This window comes from Pseudomonas syringae pv. tomato str. DC3000, from assembly GCF_000007805.1.
GTDB classification, from domain to species: Bacteria; Pseudomonadota; Gammaproteobacteria; order Pseudomonadales; family Pseudomonadaceae; genus Aquipseudomonas; species Aquipseudomonas avellanae.
Window position 1 is genome coordinate 3,484,383 of sequence record NC_004578.1, and the last position, 15,743, is coordinate 3,500,125.

The 15,743-nt window shown below is 58.7% G+C and carries 12 protein-coding genes; 6 read left to right on the top strand and 6 right to left on the bottom strand.

Annotated features, from left to right (window positions below; translation table 11 throughout):
* The first annotated feature begins 10 nt into the window (after positions 1-10).
* From PSPTO_RS16040 to PSPTO_RS16055, 4 genes are all read left to right on the top strand, one after another.
* The gene (locus PSPTO_RS16040) at positions 11-3,202 is read left to right on the top strand and encodes an efflux RND transporter permease subunit (protein ID WP_003380455.1); all 3,192 of its coding nucleotides are present in this window, start codon (positions 11-13) and stop codon (positions 3,200-3,202) included.
* Positions 3,202-4,599 (top strand): efflux transporter outer membrane subunit, encoded by a 1,398-nt coding sequence (locus tag PSPTO_RS16045; protein WP_010201131.1) that lies wholly within the window; start codon positions 3,202-3,204, stop codon positions 4,597-4,599. The genes PSPTO_RS16040 and PSPTO_RS16045 overlap by 1 nt, the downstream gene beginning before the upstream one ends.
* 157 nt (positions 4,600-4,756) lie before the next feature.
* The gene (locus tag PSPTO_RS16050) at positions 4,757-5,851 is read left to right on the top strand and encodes a tetratricopeptide repeat protein (protein WP_010201125.1); all 1,095 of its coding nucleotides are present in this window, start codon (positions 4,757-4,759) and stop codon (positions 5,849-5,851) included.
* A gap of 487 nt (positions 5,852-6,338) precedes the next feature.
* On the top strand, positions 6,339-6,701 hold the full coding sequence (locus tag PSPTO_RS16055) for a histone-like nucleoid-structuring protein, MvaT/MvaU family (RefSeq protein ID WP_003380449.1): 363 nt from the start codon (positions 6,339-6,341) through the stop codon (positions 6,699-6,701).
* Between the two features lie 476 nt (positions 6,702-7,177).
* On the opposite strand, the gene PSPTO_RS16060 is transcribed toward PSPTO_RS16055, so the two are convergent.
* On the bottom strand, positions 7,178-7,780 hold the full coding sequence (locus tag PSPTO_RS16060; protein ID WP_046463773.1) for a DUF4946 domain-containing protein: 603 nt from the start codon (positions 7,778-7,780) through the stop codon (positions 7,178-7,180).
* Positions 7,781-7,882: 102 nt separating this feature from the next.
* Here PSPTO_RS16060 and gloA point away from each other — a divergent pair, with 102 nt between their 5' ends.
* On the top strand, positions 7,883-8,404 hold the full coding sequence (gloA, locus tag PSPTO_RS16065; protein ID WP_005766190.1) for a lactoylglutathione lyase: 522 nt from the start codon (positions 7,883-7,885) through the stop codon (positions 8,402-8,404).
* Between the two features lie 88 nt (positions 8,405-8,492).
* Here gloA and ahpF read toward each other — a convergent pair whose 3' ends face one another.
* The 3 genes from ahpF to PSPTO_RS16080 form a co-directional block, all read right to left on the bottom strand.
* Complete coding sequence (gene ahpF / locus PSPTO_RS16070) at positions 8,493-10,055, bottom strand: alkyl hydroperoxide reductase subunit F (protein ID WP_007246288.1); 1,563 nt, start codon at positions 10,053-10,055, stop codon at positions 8,493-8,495.
* 124 nt (positions 10,056-10,179) lie between these two features.
* Entirely contained in the window at positions 10,180-10,743 is a 564-nt protein-coding gene (gene ahpC, locus PSPTO_RS16075; RefSeq protein WP_003380444.1) for an alkyl hydroperoxide reductase subunit C, read from the bottom strand.
* A gap of 110 nt (positions 10,744-10,853) precedes the next feature.
* Positions 10,854-11,813: a site-specific integrase gene (locus PSPTO_RS16080; RefSeq protein WP_011104391.1), complete on the bottom strand. Its 960-nt coding sequence runs from the start codon at positions 11,811-11,813 to the stop codon at positions 10,854-10,856.
* Between the two features lie 185 nt (positions 11,814-11,998).
* Between PSPTO_RS16080 and PSPTO_RS16085 the strand changes: the two genes are divergently transcribed.
* Positions 11,999-13,009 (top strand): DNA-binding protein, encoded by a 1,011-nt coding sequence (locus tag PSPTO_RS16085; protein WP_005766198.1) that lies wholly within the window; start codon positions 11,999-12,001, stop codon positions 13,007-13,009.
* Between the two features lie 10 nt (positions 13,010-13,019).
* Here PSPTO_RS16085 and PSPTO_RS16090 read toward each other — a convergent pair whose 3' ends face one another.
* Positions 13,020-14,318 (bottom strand): hybrid sensor histidine kinase/response regulator, encoded by a 1,299-nt coding sequence (locus PSPTO_RS16090; protein WP_032710559.1) that lies wholly within the window; start codon positions 14,316-14,318, stop codon positions 13,020-13,022.
* A gap of 63 nt (positions 14,319-14,381) precedes the next feature.
* Positions 14,382-15,740 (bottom strand): glutathione-disulfide reductase, encoded by a 1,359-nt coding sequence (gene gorA, locus PSPTO_RS16095; RefSeq protein WP_005766202.1) that lies wholly within the window; start codon positions 15,738-15,740, stop codon positions 14,382-14,384.
* Positions 15,741-15,743 lie beyond the last annotated feature (3 nt).

Sequence of the window (15,743 nt, forward strand, 5' to 3'; positions counted from 1 at the left end):
GACTCGTCCGATGAACTTCTCCAAATTCTTTATTTCACGGCCGATCTTCGCCGCAGTGCTGTCGCTGCTGATCCTGATCGCCGGTGCAATCTCGCTGTTCCAGTTGCCGATCAGTGAATACCCGGAAGTCGTGCCGCCGACCGTAGTGGTACGCGCCAGCTTCCCCGGCGCCAACCCCAAGGTGATCGGCGAAACCGTCGCTTCGCCGCTGGAACAGGCCATCACCGGTGTCGAGGGCATGCTCTACATGTCGTCCCAGGCCACCGCCGACGGCAAACTGACCCTGACCATCACCTTTGCGCTGGGCACCGAGCTGGACAACGCTCAAGTGCAGGTGCAGAACCGCGTGACACGGACCGAGCCCAAGCTGCCCGAGGAAGTCACGCGTATCGGCATTACCGTGGACAAGGCCTCTCCCGACCTGACCATGGTTGTTCACTTGACCTCGCCGGACCAGCGCTACGACATGCTGTACCTGTCCAACTACGCCGTGCTCAACATCAAGGATGAGCTGGCGCGACTGGGCGGTGTCGGTGATGTGCAGTTGTTCGGCATGGGCGACTACTCGCTGCGTGTCTGGCTCGATCCGAACAAGACCGCCTCACGCAACCTGACCGCCACCGACGTGGTCAACGCAATTCGCGAACAAAACCGTCAGGTCGCCGCCGGCCAGTTGGGCTCGCCGCCTTCGCCGAATGCCACCAGTTTTCAGATGTCGATCAACACCCAGGGCCGTCTGGTCAGTGAGGAAGAGTTTGAAAACGTCGTGGTCCGCGCCGGGCCAGACGGAGAAATTACCCGCCTGAAGGACGTCGCACGTATCGAGCTGGGTTCCAGTCAGTACGCCCTGCGCTCGCTGCTCAATAACCAGCCTGCCGTGGCAATGCCGATCTTTCAGCGCCCAGGCTCCAACGCCATCGACATTTCCAACGATGTGCGGGCACGGATGGCCGAGCTGAAAAAAGGCTTCCCCGAAGGCATGGACTACAGCATCGTCTATGACCCGACCATCTTTGTGCGCGGCTCCATCGAGGCGGTGATCCATACACTGTTCGAAGCACTGATTCTGGTGGTGCTGGTGGTGGTGCTGTTCCTGCAGACCTGGCGCGCCTCGATCATCCCGCTGGTGGCTGTACCGGTGTCACTGATCGGCACCTTCGCTGTGATGCACATGTTCGGCTTCTCGCTGAACGCGCTGTCTTTGTTCGGCCTGGTACTGGCCATCGGCATCGTGGTAGACGACGCGATTGTGGTGGTCGAGAACGTCGAACGTAACATCGAGCTGGGGCTTGAACCGGTCGAGGCGACGCACAAGGCCATGGCTGAAGTGACGGGGCCGATCATTGCCACGGCGCTGGTGTTGTGCGCGGTGTTTGTACCGGCAGCGTTTATTTCTGGCCTTACCGGGCAGTTTTATAAACAGTTCGCACTGACCATTGCCATCTCGACGGTCATCTCGGCGTTCAACTCGCTGACCCTGTCGCCGGCGCTGGCCGCGGTATTGCTTAAAGCTCACGATGCACCCAAGGATCGCTTCTCGCGTTTCCTCGATAAAATACTCGGAGGCTGGCTGTTCCGCCCGTTCAACCGCTTCTTTGAAAAAGCCAGCCACGGCTATGTGGGCACCGTCGCACGGGTCATTCGCAGCAGCGGCATCGCGTTGCTGGTCTATGCGGGGCTGATGGTTCTGACCTGGCTGGGCTTCGCCAGCACGCCAACCGGTTTTGTGCCAAGCCAGGACAAGCAATATCTGGTGGCATTTGCCCAGTTGCCGGACGCCGCGAGCCTGGACCGCACCGAGGACGTGATCAAGCGCATGTCGGAGCTGGCACTCAAGCAGCCCGGTGTGGAAAACGCGATTGCCTTCCCGGGTCTGTCGATCAACGGCTTCACCAACAGCCCGAACAACGGCGTGGTATTCGTCGCCCTCAAGCCTTTCGATGAACGCAAGGACCCAAGCCTGTCGGCCAACGCCATCGCCGGTGCCCTGAACGGCCAGTTTGCGTCGATTCAGGAAGCCTACATGGCGATCTTCCCGCCACCGCCGGTACAAGGGCTGGGCACCATTGGCGGCTTCCGCTTGCAGATCGAAGACCGTGGCAACCTGGGTTACGACGAGCTGTACAAGGAAACCCAGAACATCATCACCAAAAGCCGCAGCGTGCCGGAACTGGCCGGGTTGTTCACCAGCTACACAGTGAACGTGCCGCAGGTCGATGCCGCGATTGACCGAGAGAAGGCCAAGACGCATGGCGTGGCCGTCAGCGATATCTTCGACACCCTGCAGGTGTACCTGGGCTCGCTGTATGCCAACGACTTCAACCGTTTCGGCCGCACTTATCAGGTCAACGTCCAGGCTGAGCAGCAGTTCCGTCAGGATGCCGATCAGATCGGTCAGCTCAAGGTGCGCAACAATCTGGGAGAAATGATACCGCTGGCAACCTTCGTCAAGGTCAGTGACACCGCAGGTCCCGACCGCGTGATGCACTACAACGGTTTCATTACCGCCGAGATCAACGGCGCAGCCGCACCGGGCTTCAGCTCTGGCCAGGCGCAGACCGCGGTGGAAAAGCTGCTGCGTGAAGAACTGCCCAACGGCATGGTCTACGAATGGACCGACCTGACCTATCAGCAGATTCTCTCGGGCAACACCGCGCTGTTCGTCTTCCCGCTCTGCGTGTTGCTGGCGTTCCTGGTGCTGGCCGCTCAGTACGAAAGCTGGAGCCTGCCGCTGGCGGTGATCCTGATCGTACCGATGACCCTGCTCTCGGCCATTGCCGGGGTGATCATTGCCGGTAGCGACAACAACATCTTCACCCAGATCGGCCTGATCGTACTGGTGGGGCTTGCGTGCAAGAACGCGATTCTGATCGTCGAGTTCGCCAAGGACAAACAGGCCGAGGGCATGAGCCCGCTGGATGCAGTGCTGGAAGCCTGCCGCCTGCGTCTGCGTCCGATCCTGATGACCTCGTTTGCCTTCATCATGGGTGTGGTGCCACTGGTACTTTCCAGCGGTGCCGGTGCCGAGATGCGTCACGCGATGGGGGTCGCGGTGTTCTCCGGGATGCTCGGCGTCACCTTCTTCGGCTTGCTGCTGACGCCGGTGTTCTACGTGCTGATCCGTAACTACGTTGGACGTCAAGAGGCCCGCAAGGCCGCCAAGGCGCAAAAACTGCAAAACCTGCCTGCGGAGATGCATTGATGAGCGCGTTTAAAGTCTTTGTCCCGAGCCTGCTGGTTCTGGCGCTGGCGGCCTGCGCCGTCGGCCCGGACTACAAGGCACCGGTCACCGCGCCTGCGACCCTGGCCTCGGCGGCCAAGGGCAACTATGACCGTAGCAAGGTCAACACCCTGTGGTGGCAGCAGTTCGAGGACCCGACCCTTAACAAGCTGGTGGCCCAGTCACTGGACGGCAACCGTGATCTGCGCGTCGCATTTGCCCGCCTCAAGGCTGCACGGGCGATTCGCGATGACGTCGCCAACGACGTCATGCCGGTGGTGACCAGCCGGGCCAGCAGTGACATCGGCAAAGGCCAGCAGCCCGGTATCACCGAGCGCCGCGTCAACAGCGAGCGTTACGATCTGGGCCTGGACATGGCCTGGGAGCTGGACCTGTTCGGACGCATTCAGCGACAACTGGAAGCCAGCGATGCCGACCAGGAGGCTGCCGAAGCCAATCTGTATCAGCTTCAGGTCACGCTGATCGCCGAAGTGGTCGATGCCTACGGGCAACTGCGCGGCGCTCAATTGCGTGAAGCCATCGCCCGGGACAACCTGACCAACCAGCAGAAGTCTCAGGGCATCACCACTCAACTGCGCGATGCCGGTGTCGGCAACGAGCTGGACGTCGTACGCGCCGACGCACGCCTTGCAGCGGTTGAAGCAACTGTTCCGCAATTGCAGGCAGAGCAGGCGCGCCAGCGCAATCGCATTGCAACATTGCTGGGCGAGCGACCAGACACCCTCAGCGTGGACCTGAGCCCGAGCAAATTGCCCGCGATTGCCAAGGCCTTGCCTATCGGCGATGCAACGCAGGTGTTACGCAATCGCCCTGACATACGTGCTGCCGAGCGCCAACTGGCTGCCTCGACTGCGCGTATCGGCGTGGCGACGGCCGACCTGTTTCCGCGCGTCAGCCTGAGCGGCTTTCTGGGCTACACCGCCGGACGTGGCTCGCAGATAGGTTCTTCTGCGGCCAGAGCCTGGTCGCTGGGGCCGAGCATCACCTGGGCAGCCTTCGATCTGGGCAGTGTGCGGGCGCAGATTCGCAGCGCAGATGCCGATGCCGAAGGCGCGTTGGCCAACTACGAGCAACAAGTGCTGCTGGCGCTTGAGGAATCGGAAAACGCGTTCAGCGATTACGACAAACGCCAGCAGCGACTGGTGGCACTGATGCGCCAGAGTGACGCGAGTCGCTCGGCAGCACGACTCGCCTCGGTGCAATACCGTGAAGGCACCGCCGATTTTCTGGTGTTGCTGGATGCAGAGCGCGAGCGTCTGGCAGCCGAGGACTCTCAGGCTCAGGCAGAAATCGAGCTGTATCGCGGCATCGTGGCAATCTACAAGGCACTGGGCGGTGGCTGGCAGCCGCAAGCCTGATACGCAAGTCTGATAAATGTAACGCCGTGTAAAACGCCCCGCGCCCCTCAAAGGCGCGGGGCTTTTTTCTGCCAGTTGTTCAATGCCCGTAAGATTGACGTTTGACAGCTGCCACCGACTCCCCGAAGCTGCAACCTGTCAAGCATTGGAAACCGATATGCCCAGACTGCCTTTCAAGGGGTTATCGCCTCAACCCACTACTCGACGTCGCTGGCAGACAGGCGCAGCGGCCGCGGCGCTGCTGACGCTTGCACTGGCGTTCTGGTGGTGGCGCACGCCAGTACAGACAACGCCAGTCAAGTTGAGCCATACCTATGCCCAGGCACTGGAGCAGGCACATGACGGCAAGCCCGGCGCGGCGCGCGTGCTGTATCAGCAACTGGCACGCACCGATCTGTCTGACGAGCAACGCATCACGCTGCTCGCCGAATTGAGCGACTACCCCAGCCCTCAAGCGCTCAAGCTGCTGGACGCAGGCCTTGGCGACGCTTCCGGCCAGGTGCGCAAAGCGGCCATCGACGCCAGCGTGAAGCTGGTCTCCAACAGCCAGCGCAGCCTGTTACTGGGCCCACTGCTGGACGACCCCGAGCAATCCGTCAGGTTTCACGCTACACGTGCGCTGCTCGGCCTGTCACCCGACGAGCTGGGCCTGTACTTTGCCGTCCTGCAACAAAGTGCCGAGGCGTTTCAGGAGTCGCTCAAAAGCCAGCCGCAGGATGCTCAGAACCAGCTGCAACTGGCCAGACTGTATCTGCAGACCGGCGATCTCGAACCTGCGGTCGCGGCGCTGCAACGGGCCACCTCACTGGACCCCGGTAATATCGAAGCGGCACTCGCCCACATCGAGCTACTGGACCGCAAGGGCCAAGCCGAACAGGCGCGCAGTCTGTTTGCCGGGCTGCTGGAGCGCAACCCCGGCTCGTCAATCCTCCAGCATGCACTGGGTATGTGGCTGTTGAACCACGGGCAGGCCGAATTTGCCTTGCTCAGCCTGGCCAAGGCCACCGAGCTGGCACCCGACAACAACGACTATCGCTACGATCTGGCGGTTGCCCTGCATTCCTTGAACGAGCTTGAGGCGGCGCAAAAGCAGCTGACGCAGATCGTTCAAAACCAGCCCGCAAACCGCAAGGCCAGGGTGCTGCTGATTCAGTACTGGAAAGAAACCGGCCAGCTGCAGAATGTCCAGATATTGTTGGCGGAGCTTGAGCAGCAGAATCCTGACGACCCGGTGCTGCAACAGGGGTTGTAGAGTCAAAAAAACGACAAAAAGACAGGCCAAAGGCCATCCTTTGACACAGCTGCACGCCTTTCAACTCGCTGTCTACAGACATTCCTGCCTCTCGCGCATCTGACAGCCTTCATGCCTGTCAGATGTTTCTTTTTTTACGCGAGCCCTTATCACATGGCGCGTTTCTCATCAGTGACTATTATCGGAAATAACTTACAACGCACCGCGCCCCAGTACCCAGGAATCGTCACCTATATCCAACCGTGTCGAGCGGCTTCATTTAAGGAATTTGAAGAAGACTATTTTCTAACTGAAAAAAAAGGTGCATCATTTGCGTGCTACTGAGTTATAAACACCCTCTGTCTGCGCAATGACAAGCCGAAAAGGCCAAGTTTCTCCATAGAAACCGCGGAGAGCGGGCAGAATTGATTGAGCGAATCGGCCAAAGAGTTTTGTCTCATCGCTTTATAGGGCTGACAACAGCCATTACATTGTTGGAGTGTATTACTTGTCCAGACTTGCCGAGTTTCGAGCAGCAGAGAAAGCCCTTCAAGAGCAGCTTGCACAGCTGGAATCCTTGAAGAATGACGCCGGATTGAAGAAGGAGATCGAATTCGAGCAAAAGCTCCAGACCCTGATGGGCACCTACGGCAAAAGCCTGCGTGACATCATCGCTATCCTTGACCCTTCAAGCTCTACGTCGCTGGTAGCGCCCGCCGGGCCCAAGCGCCGTCGTGCACGCGTGGTCAAGGTTTATCAAAACCCGCACACCGGCGAGCTGATTGAAACCAAGGGTGGCAACCACCGCGGTCTCAAAGCCTGGAAAGAACAGTACGGTGTGGACACTGTTGATTCGTGGCTTCGCGCCTGATTACAACTACGTCATTTGAAGCCCTGCACTTGCAGGGCTTTTTTTTACCGGCCTGTGCGCCCGTCAATCGTCAGCGCATTGCCGCCGCGCGAGCCTGCGTGACAACTGCGCAGCACCTTGACACAACCTGACATTCATACAGATCATTAAGTGAACTGGCCGGTACATCAAACTTCCGTGACAGACGATATTAATACCGCGAGAATAATGACGCCAATAAAGTGCGGCTGATGCGATTCACTGCACAGTTACAAAGCTGAACAATGCCTGAACTGGGTAGAGTAATTATTCAGTTTATCTACAATAATGACATATAAAAGATTTTGTAACCGGACGCGTCGAGAAGCGCCGTGTGGGCGAGGCAGTAGAGCTTCACACTTTTTTCACATGGAATCTCGGATGATGAAGACCGCTAAAGGAATAGCGCCCCATGCCCGCCTCGGCGGGCTTCTTTTTGCCTGCAGAAAAGTCCCGCCTTACTGCTCGGCCTCCAGACGCAGACTCTCGCGAATGCGTAACGCCTCGTCCTTGTTGGCTGCATAACCTTCAGCCGACCCTGCGTACGACAGCGACCAGGCCATCTCTTTATTGGCAGCCGCCACCAGCGTCTGGGTCAGCACATGCACACCGTTCTGAGTGATGGTGCAGGTGGTTTCCAGCGCCGGCACGACGCTCAACTGGCTCTCACGAACATGCGTGCAGACACTTTGCAGACCGCTGCGGGCGAAATTGACCTGCACGGATTTGCGCATCTCCAGCAGCACCCCCTGAACATTGACCTCATGGCCGGGACTCAGGCGCGTCTGGGTCAATTCCATGACCATCAGCGGGTTTCCACGTTGATCGTTTTTAACCGCGCGCTGTCTGACCTGCACGGAGGGTTGAACGGGCGTATCTGACTCGGTCGGTAACGACTCGACCTCCCAGCCCGCAGGCCAGATGATCATCGCATCGGTGGCATGGGCCTGTCCAGCGCACAGCAGCAGGCACAGGCCTGGCAAGAAACGTCGGTATTGCAGAGCAATCATGGTCAGGTCGCCAGAACGGTGGACCTGAAATTCTGAGCCTGTTGCCGGCATCGAGCAAGGACATAACGATGTTATCCGGGCCAGGGTTTGGCACTGACCGCCCTGCCCCGTATCATTTGGTACTAATTTGTACATTCTGTTGGAGACATATTCATGAGCTTGCACGAACTCAACACACTACCGGGCGTGACAGCCAACCCTGAAGCGCCTACCCGGCAGTTTGTGTTCAATCACACCATGCTGCGCGTCAAGGACATCACCCAATCGCTGGACTTCTACACCCGCGTGCTGGGCTTCAGCCTGGTTGAAAAACGTGACTTCCCGGAAGCTGAGTTCAGCCTGTATTTCCTTGCCCTGGTGGACAAGGCACAAATCCCGGACGACGACGCTGCACGCAACGAGTGGATGAAATCGATCCCGGGCATTCTGGAGCTGACCCACAACCACGGGACAGAAAGCGATGCGAACGCCTCGTATCACAACGGCAACAGCGACCCGCGCGGCTTTGGTCACATCTGCGTGTCCGTACCCGACGTAAAGGTCGCCTGCGAGCGCTTCGAAGCGTTGGGTGTGGACTTTCAGAAACGCCTGTCCGATGGCCGCATGAACAGCCTGGCGTTCATCAAGGACCCGGACGGCTACTGGGTAGAGATCATCCAGCCGACACCACTCTGAGGCCCTGCGTGAATCGTTCCGATACTGAACGATAAGCGAAAAAAAACCCCGTGATCGCTCACGGGGTTTTTTATTGTCCACTAAACCATCAGGCTGGCGCGGAGGTACGGATCAGGTGATCAAAAGCGCTCAGCGAGGCCTTGGCACCCTCGCCCAGGGCGATGATGATCTGCTTGTACGGCGTCACGGTCACGTCACCGGCAGCGAAGATGCCCGACACTGACGTTTCACCCCGCGCATCCACCACGATCTCGCCACGCGGCGACAACTCAAGGGCGCCTTTGAGCCATTCGCTGTTGGGCAACAGGCCGATCTGCACAAAAATACCTTCCAGAGGAATGGTGATTTCTTCGCCAGTCGTGCGGTTCTTGTAACGCAGGCCATTGACCTTCTGCTCGTCGCCAGTCACTTCAGTGGTTTGCGCACTGGTAAGCACGGTGACGTTCGGCAGGCTGTGCAGCTTGCGTTGCAACACTGCATCGGCGCGCAGTTGCACGTCGAATTCCAGCAGCGTTACGTGAGACACGATACCCGCCAGGTCGATGGCCGCTTCGACGCCCGAGTTACCGCCACCAATCACGGCAACGCGTTTGCCTTTGAACAGCGGACCGTCGCAGTGCGGGCAGTAGGCCACACCCTTGTTGCGGTATTGCTGCTCACCGGGAACGTTCATCTCCCTCCAGCGCGCGCCGGTGGCAAGGATCACCGTCTTGGCCTTGAGGCTCGCGCCGCTGGCGAACTTCACTTCGTGCAACTCACCGGCCGCGCCCGGAATCAGCTTGTCGGCGCGTTGCAGGTTCATGATGTCGACTTCGTACTGCTTGACGTGCTCTTCGAGCGCAACAGCCAGCTTCGGCCCTTCAGTGTGTTGTACCGAGATGAAGTTTTCGATAGCCATGGTGTCGAGCACCTGACCACCGAAACGCTCGGCTGCAACGCCGGTGCGGATGCCTTTGCGGGCGGCATAGACCGCAGCCGCCGAACCGGCAGGACCGCCACCCACCACCAGCACATCAAAGGACTGCTTGGCGTTGAGCTTCTCGGCCTGACGCGCACCGGCACCGGTGTCGATCTTGGCGAGAATTTCTTCCAGGCCCATACGGCCCTGACCGAACAGCTCTCCGTTCAGGTAGATGCTCGGCACCGACATGATCTTGCGTTCGGTGACTTCGTCCTGGAACAGCGCGCCGTCGATGGCGACGTGCTTGATGCCAGGGTTCAATACTGCCATCAGGTTCAACGCCTGGACGACGTCCGGGCAGTTCTGGCAGGACTGCGAGAAATAGGTTTCGAAATGGAATTCGCCTTGCAGAGCGCGAACCTGCTCGATGGTTTCCGCACTGACCTTGGGTGGGTAGCCGCCAACTTGCAGCAGCGCCAATACCAGTGAGGTGAATTCGTGGCCCATGGGGATACCGGCGAAACGCAGGCTGATATCGTGGCCAGGGCTGCTCAGCGAGAACGACGGCGTACGTGCGTCGGTACCGCTGTCATTCAGGGTGACGTCTTTGGAAACACTGATCACGTCGTTGAGCAGTGCGAGCATTTCCTGAGACTTCGCGCCGTCATCAAGGGACGCGACGATCTCGATGGGGCGAGTGACCCGCTCCAGGTAGGATTTCAACTGGGCTTTAAGATTGGCGTCCAACATGTGGCGACTTCCTGTTTACAAAGGGTAGAAATAACAACGCCCAGGCGATTACCGCCCGGGCGTTTTATGGGGCGATGCGGTTTACTTGCTCAAGAGCTCAACGCCCCCAGCCGATTCATGTGAATCAGATCTTGCCGACCAGGTCCAGAGACGGCGCCAGAGTGGCCTCGCCTTCTTTCCACTTGGCAGGGCAGACTTCGCCCGGGTGAGCAGCAACGTACTGAGCGGCCTTGATCTTGCGCAGCAGCTCGGAAGCGTCACGGCCAACGCCGCCGTCGTTCAGTTCAACGATTTTGATCTGACCTTCCGGGTTGATCACGAACGTACCGCGATCCGCCAGACCGGCTTCTTCGATCAGCACGTCGAAGTTGCGCGAGATAGCCAGGGTCGGGTCACCGATCATGGTGTACTGAATCTTGCCGATTGCTGGCGAAGTGTTGTGCCATGCAGCGTGAGCGAAGTGGGTGTCAGTCGAAACGCTGTAGATTTCTACGCCCAGCTTCTGGAAGGTGTCGTAGTTGTCAGCCAGATCTTCCAGTTCGGTCGGGCATACGAAGGTGAAGTCGGCCGGGTAGAAGAATACGACAGACCACTTGCCTTTGAAGTCGGCGTCCGAAACGTCAACGAAAGAGCCGTTCTTGAAAGCGGTAGCCTTGAACGGTTTTACCTGGCTGTTGATGATAGGCATCGGTATATCTCCTGATGGTTTGGATGGGTTGTGAATTCGATGGAGTGAAGCTTACGCATCATCCGTGACAATCGCTCATTGGCAAACCTGATGTCACTGATTGCTTTTCACTATGAAGGCAGCTTATCAATAGAAGAAACCTTCAGGCCGATTCCGCTCTCCGGGTTGCCTGGAAACGGCGCGGCGTCAATGTAACGCATCGCCGACTTGATGTCCCTCCAACCGACATAAGCCATCAGCGACTTGAGGTCCCAGCCAGCGGCATGCGCCCAACTGGCAAAACCACGACGCAGCGAGTGGCTGGTGTAATGCTCGCCGGCAATGCCTGCGCGTTCGAACGCTTGACGCAGCAACGGGATGACGCTGTTGGCATGCAGCCCCTCCTCCTGCAGATTGCCCCACCGGTCAACGGCTCTAAACACCGGACCGCGCACCAGCGCCGCACAGTTGACCCACTCGATGTAGGCCTGCACCGGGCACAGCCGCTGCAAGGCGGGTGTCTGATAAGTCCTGCCCAGGTTGTCACGATCCCCTTTGCTGCGCGGCAGATACAGGGTTATACCCGAGTGCGCGATGGCCTTGATGTCCTGCACTTGCAGACGGCATAGCTCATCACTGCGAAAGCCCCGCCAGAAGCCCAGCAGAATCAGTGCCGAATCACGACGACAGCGCAGCAGGCGCGGTTGATCGTGCTGCGCGGCCGCTTCCTGTATTTCGAGCTTCAGCCAGGCGATGACCTTTTCAAGGTCCTGCAACTGCAGAGGCTCGGCCTGTTTTTCCTGTGCCGGGTGCAGCGCACGAATGCCCTTTATGACCTTGCGCACCATCGGTGCCTTGGTGGGGTCGACAAAACCCTGGCTGATATGCCACTGGGCCAGCGCCGACAGACGCAGCTTCAAGGTATTGACCGACAATGTTCCGGCATGGCAGGCCAGGTAGCGCGCGACGCTTTCGCTGGTTGCCGGCAGAAACCCGCCCCATGTCACCTCGAAATGTTCGATGGCCGCCCGGTAGCTCCGGCGCGTGTTGTCACGGGTCGCGGCATCTATGTAGCGATCAACGTCATTCATGGCCATTCATTGCTCAAAGCCTGCGGGTATACCGGGAACAGCCTTCAAAAGGCAGCTGCCGTGCCTGACACGGGATAATACGCCAATATCCCATGTTAATTAATTCAAATAATACGAATTTATTTTAAATAATATAGTATGTAATTACAGGGTACATACCACAGTACGAAATCGTAGGAGAAAGCATGGCTCGGGGCGGCGTAAACAAGGCATTGGTGCTCAAGGCAAGGGCTTCTCTGTTAGCCAGAGGCGAGAATCCGAGCATTGATGCGGTACGCATCGAGATGGGTAATACCGGCTCGAAAACCACGATTCATCGCTACCTCAAAGAACTGGATGCTACGCACGCGCCAGCGCCGGACCTCAATGAGGAACTGAGCGATCTGGTGGCCCACCTCGCCCAACGCCTTGACGAGCAGGCGCAGGAGCGCATAGACGAGGCGCACGACAAGTACCAGGCCAGCTGCAATGACCTGCAGCAGCAACTGACGACGGCCCGGCAACAGATCAGTGAATTGCAGGAACACCTGCTGCAACGCAACGAGACCGTCGAACATCAGGCCACCGCCCTGCTCCAGACCCGGCAAACGCTGCAAGACGCCCAGACCGAGCACGCCAGGCTGCTGCAAGCCAATCTTGATCTGGAATCTCGCCTGCAAGACAAGGAGGGTCAGATTCACTCCCTTGAGGAAAAACACCAGCATGCCCGCGAAGCACTGGAGCACTACCGCAACTCGATCAGGGAGCAGCGCGAGCAGGAGCAGCAGCGCCATGAAGGCCAGGTTCAGCAATTGCAGATGGAATTGCGACAGGCACAGCAAAGCCTCGCCATGCGCCAAGAAGAGATCACGCAGCTCAATCGCGACAACGAACGGTTGCTGGCTGAAAACCGCAGCACTCTGCGTGTCGCGCACGACCAGAAAGATCAGCTGAGCCGGGCCACTGCCCAGGCCGCTGCGTTGGCTGAACACCAGCAACGCACCCATACACAGTGCGCACTGCTGGAAGAAAGGCTACGCAGCCTGCAGGAAGAGCGTGCGGCGCTCAAACAGAGCGTGACCGATGGCCAACAGCAAAACCGGATGCTGGAACTGCTGTTGATCAAAAAGGAAGTCGCATTGGAAAACCTGCAACTACAGGCCAACCCGCCTGAAAAACCTGCGACGGGCAAAAAGAAGCCACCCAATAAAGCGTAAGGGACGGATTTCAGGCAGTCGCTGCGCCACACGGCAGGTACAGACAAATCCGCGTGCCTTGACCCTGCTCGCTTTTTATCTGCACATGCCCGCCAGTCTGCTTGATGAAACCGTAAACCATTGACAGGCCCAGGCCTGTTCCCTGGCCAACAGGCTTGGTCGTGAAAAACGGGTCAAACACTCGATCAATGACATCTTGGGCAATTCCACAGCCATTGTCTTCGACACTGAGCCGCACATAGTCACCTGCGGCCAACGCCCCTTCCTGCGCAACAAGCCGCAAAGCCTGACTGCGAACACTGATCAGACCGGCGACAGGCACGGCATCACGCGCGTTGATCACCAGGTTCAATAGCGCGTTTTCCAGCTGATGCTCGTCAGTCTGAATGGCGCTCAGCCCCTCCTCCAGCTCAATGTGCAATTGCGCATGATTACCGACCGTGCCGCGCAGCAACTCTTCCATCGAGCGCACCATGCAATTGATATCCACCGTACCGACGCTGAGTGACTGACGGCGGGCAAAGGTCAGCAGTCGCTGGGTCAGCGCAGCAGCACGATTAGCTGAACTGACCGCAGCGTCAACGTAGCGATCCACCTCACCGAAGCGCTGCGCCCCTATACGCAGCCTGATCATATCCAGCGCGCCGAGCACCCCGGACAGCATGTTGTTGAAGTCATGGGCGATGCCGCCGGTCAATTGACCGATGGCGTCCATTTTCTGTGCATGGCGCAACACCTCTTCAGCCTGAGCCCGCTCCGCGATCTCGACCTGCAACAACTCATTGGCCTTTGCCAGTTCGCGGGTACGCTCAGCCACGCGCAACTCCAGACTTTCGTTGAGTTCGCGCAACGCTTCTTCGGCATTGACCTGAGCGGTGATGTCGGTGTGAGTACCCAGCCAGTGGGTGATGTGCCCTTGTGCATCGCGCATGGGCAGTGCGCGTGACAGAAACCAGTTGAAGGCACCGTCCTTGCCGCGCAGGGCAAAGGTGTCCTCCCAGACAGAGCCGGTGGCAAAGCAGTATTGCAAGCGTGCCATCACCCGCTCGCGATGCTCGGGGTGCACGACCGAGCGCCAGCCCAGCGCCACCATGGCCTCCAGCGTAGCACCGGTGTAAGCGTACCAGCGCTCGTTGTACCACTGGACCTGACCACGCGGGCTGGCAGTCCAGGCCAGCTGACTCATGTTGTCAGCCAGCATCCTGAACCGACGCTCGCGCTCACGCAGCGCATCGACAGACTGCTCGACCACACAGTCCTGGCTGGTCGGATGCAGAGGCATCCAGGCCGAGGGTTTTTCTCTATTCACTCAGGGATCCGTCCTTTCAAGCTTTAACCCGGAGACCTTCCTGAACTCCGGGTGCTGCGCGGTTTAACGCTTGGCGGGCGTGCGCATGGTAACGAACTCTTCTGCAGCCGTAGGATGCACGCCGATGGTATCGTCGAACACCTGCTTGGTTGCACCCGCCTTGATGGCAATCGCCAGGCTCTGCACTATTTCGCCAGCATCCGGCCCTACCATGTGGCAGCCCAGCACCCGGTCGGTCTTCGCGTCCACCACCAGCTTCATCAAGGTGCGCTCCTGATCGTCGGTCAGCGTCAGCTTCATGGACCTGAACCGACTCTCGAAGACCTGCACATCATGACCCGCCTTGATCGCATCTTCTTCAGTCAAACCGACAGTGCCGATGTTTGGCAGACTGAAAACCGCTGTTGGAATGTGATTGTAGTCTACCGGACGATATTGCTCGGGCTTGAACAGGCGACGGGCCACGGCCATACCCTCAGCCAGCGCCACCGGCGTCAGTTGCACACCGCCTATAACGTCGCCGAGCGCGAGAATGGATGGCTCACTGGTCTGGTAATGCTCGTCGACCTTGATGTAGCCATGCTCGTCGAGCTTGACGTCGACACTGTCCAGACCAAGGTTATCCAGCATCGGCCGACGACCCGTCGCATAGAACACGCAATCGGTCTCAAGTGTGCCACCGCCCTTCATGGACAATAGCAGACTGCCATCGGACTGCTTGTCGATGCGCTCGATATCACTGTTGAAGCGAATCGTCATGTGGCGCTTGAGCAACTCTTCATGAAGATGGCTACGCACGCTGCCGTCAAAGCCGCGCAGGAACAGTTCGCCACGGTAGACCAGCGTGGTGTCGGCGCCCAGACCATTGAAGATCGAGGCAAATTCCACGGCGATATACCCGCCGCCTACCACCACCACGCGTTTTGGCAGGGCCTTGAGGTAGAAGGCCTCGTTGGACGTGATGGCATGCTCGCGCCCAGGCACGTCAGGCACCTGCGGCCAGCCGCCGGTCGCAATCAGGATGCGCTCGGCGCTGTGGGTCTGGCCGTTGATCTCGACCTGTTGAGGGCCGACGATTTTTGCATGACCTTCCAGCAGCGTGACGCCGCTATCAACCAATAACTTGCGGTAGATGTCATTGAGGCGATTGATCTCGCGGTCCTTGTTGGCGATCAGCGTGGACCAGTCAAAGCTGGCTTCACCCAATGACCAGCCGAACCCTTTGGCGTGATCGAAGTCTTCGGAAAAATGCGCGCCATACACCAGCAATTTCTTGGGCACACACCCCACATTCACGCAGGTACCACCCAGATAACGGCTTTCAGCCACTGCCACTCGCGCACCGAAACCGGCCGCAAAACGCGCCGCCCTGACGCCACCCGAACCGGCACCAATTACAAACAGATCAAAATCAAAGGCCATTGA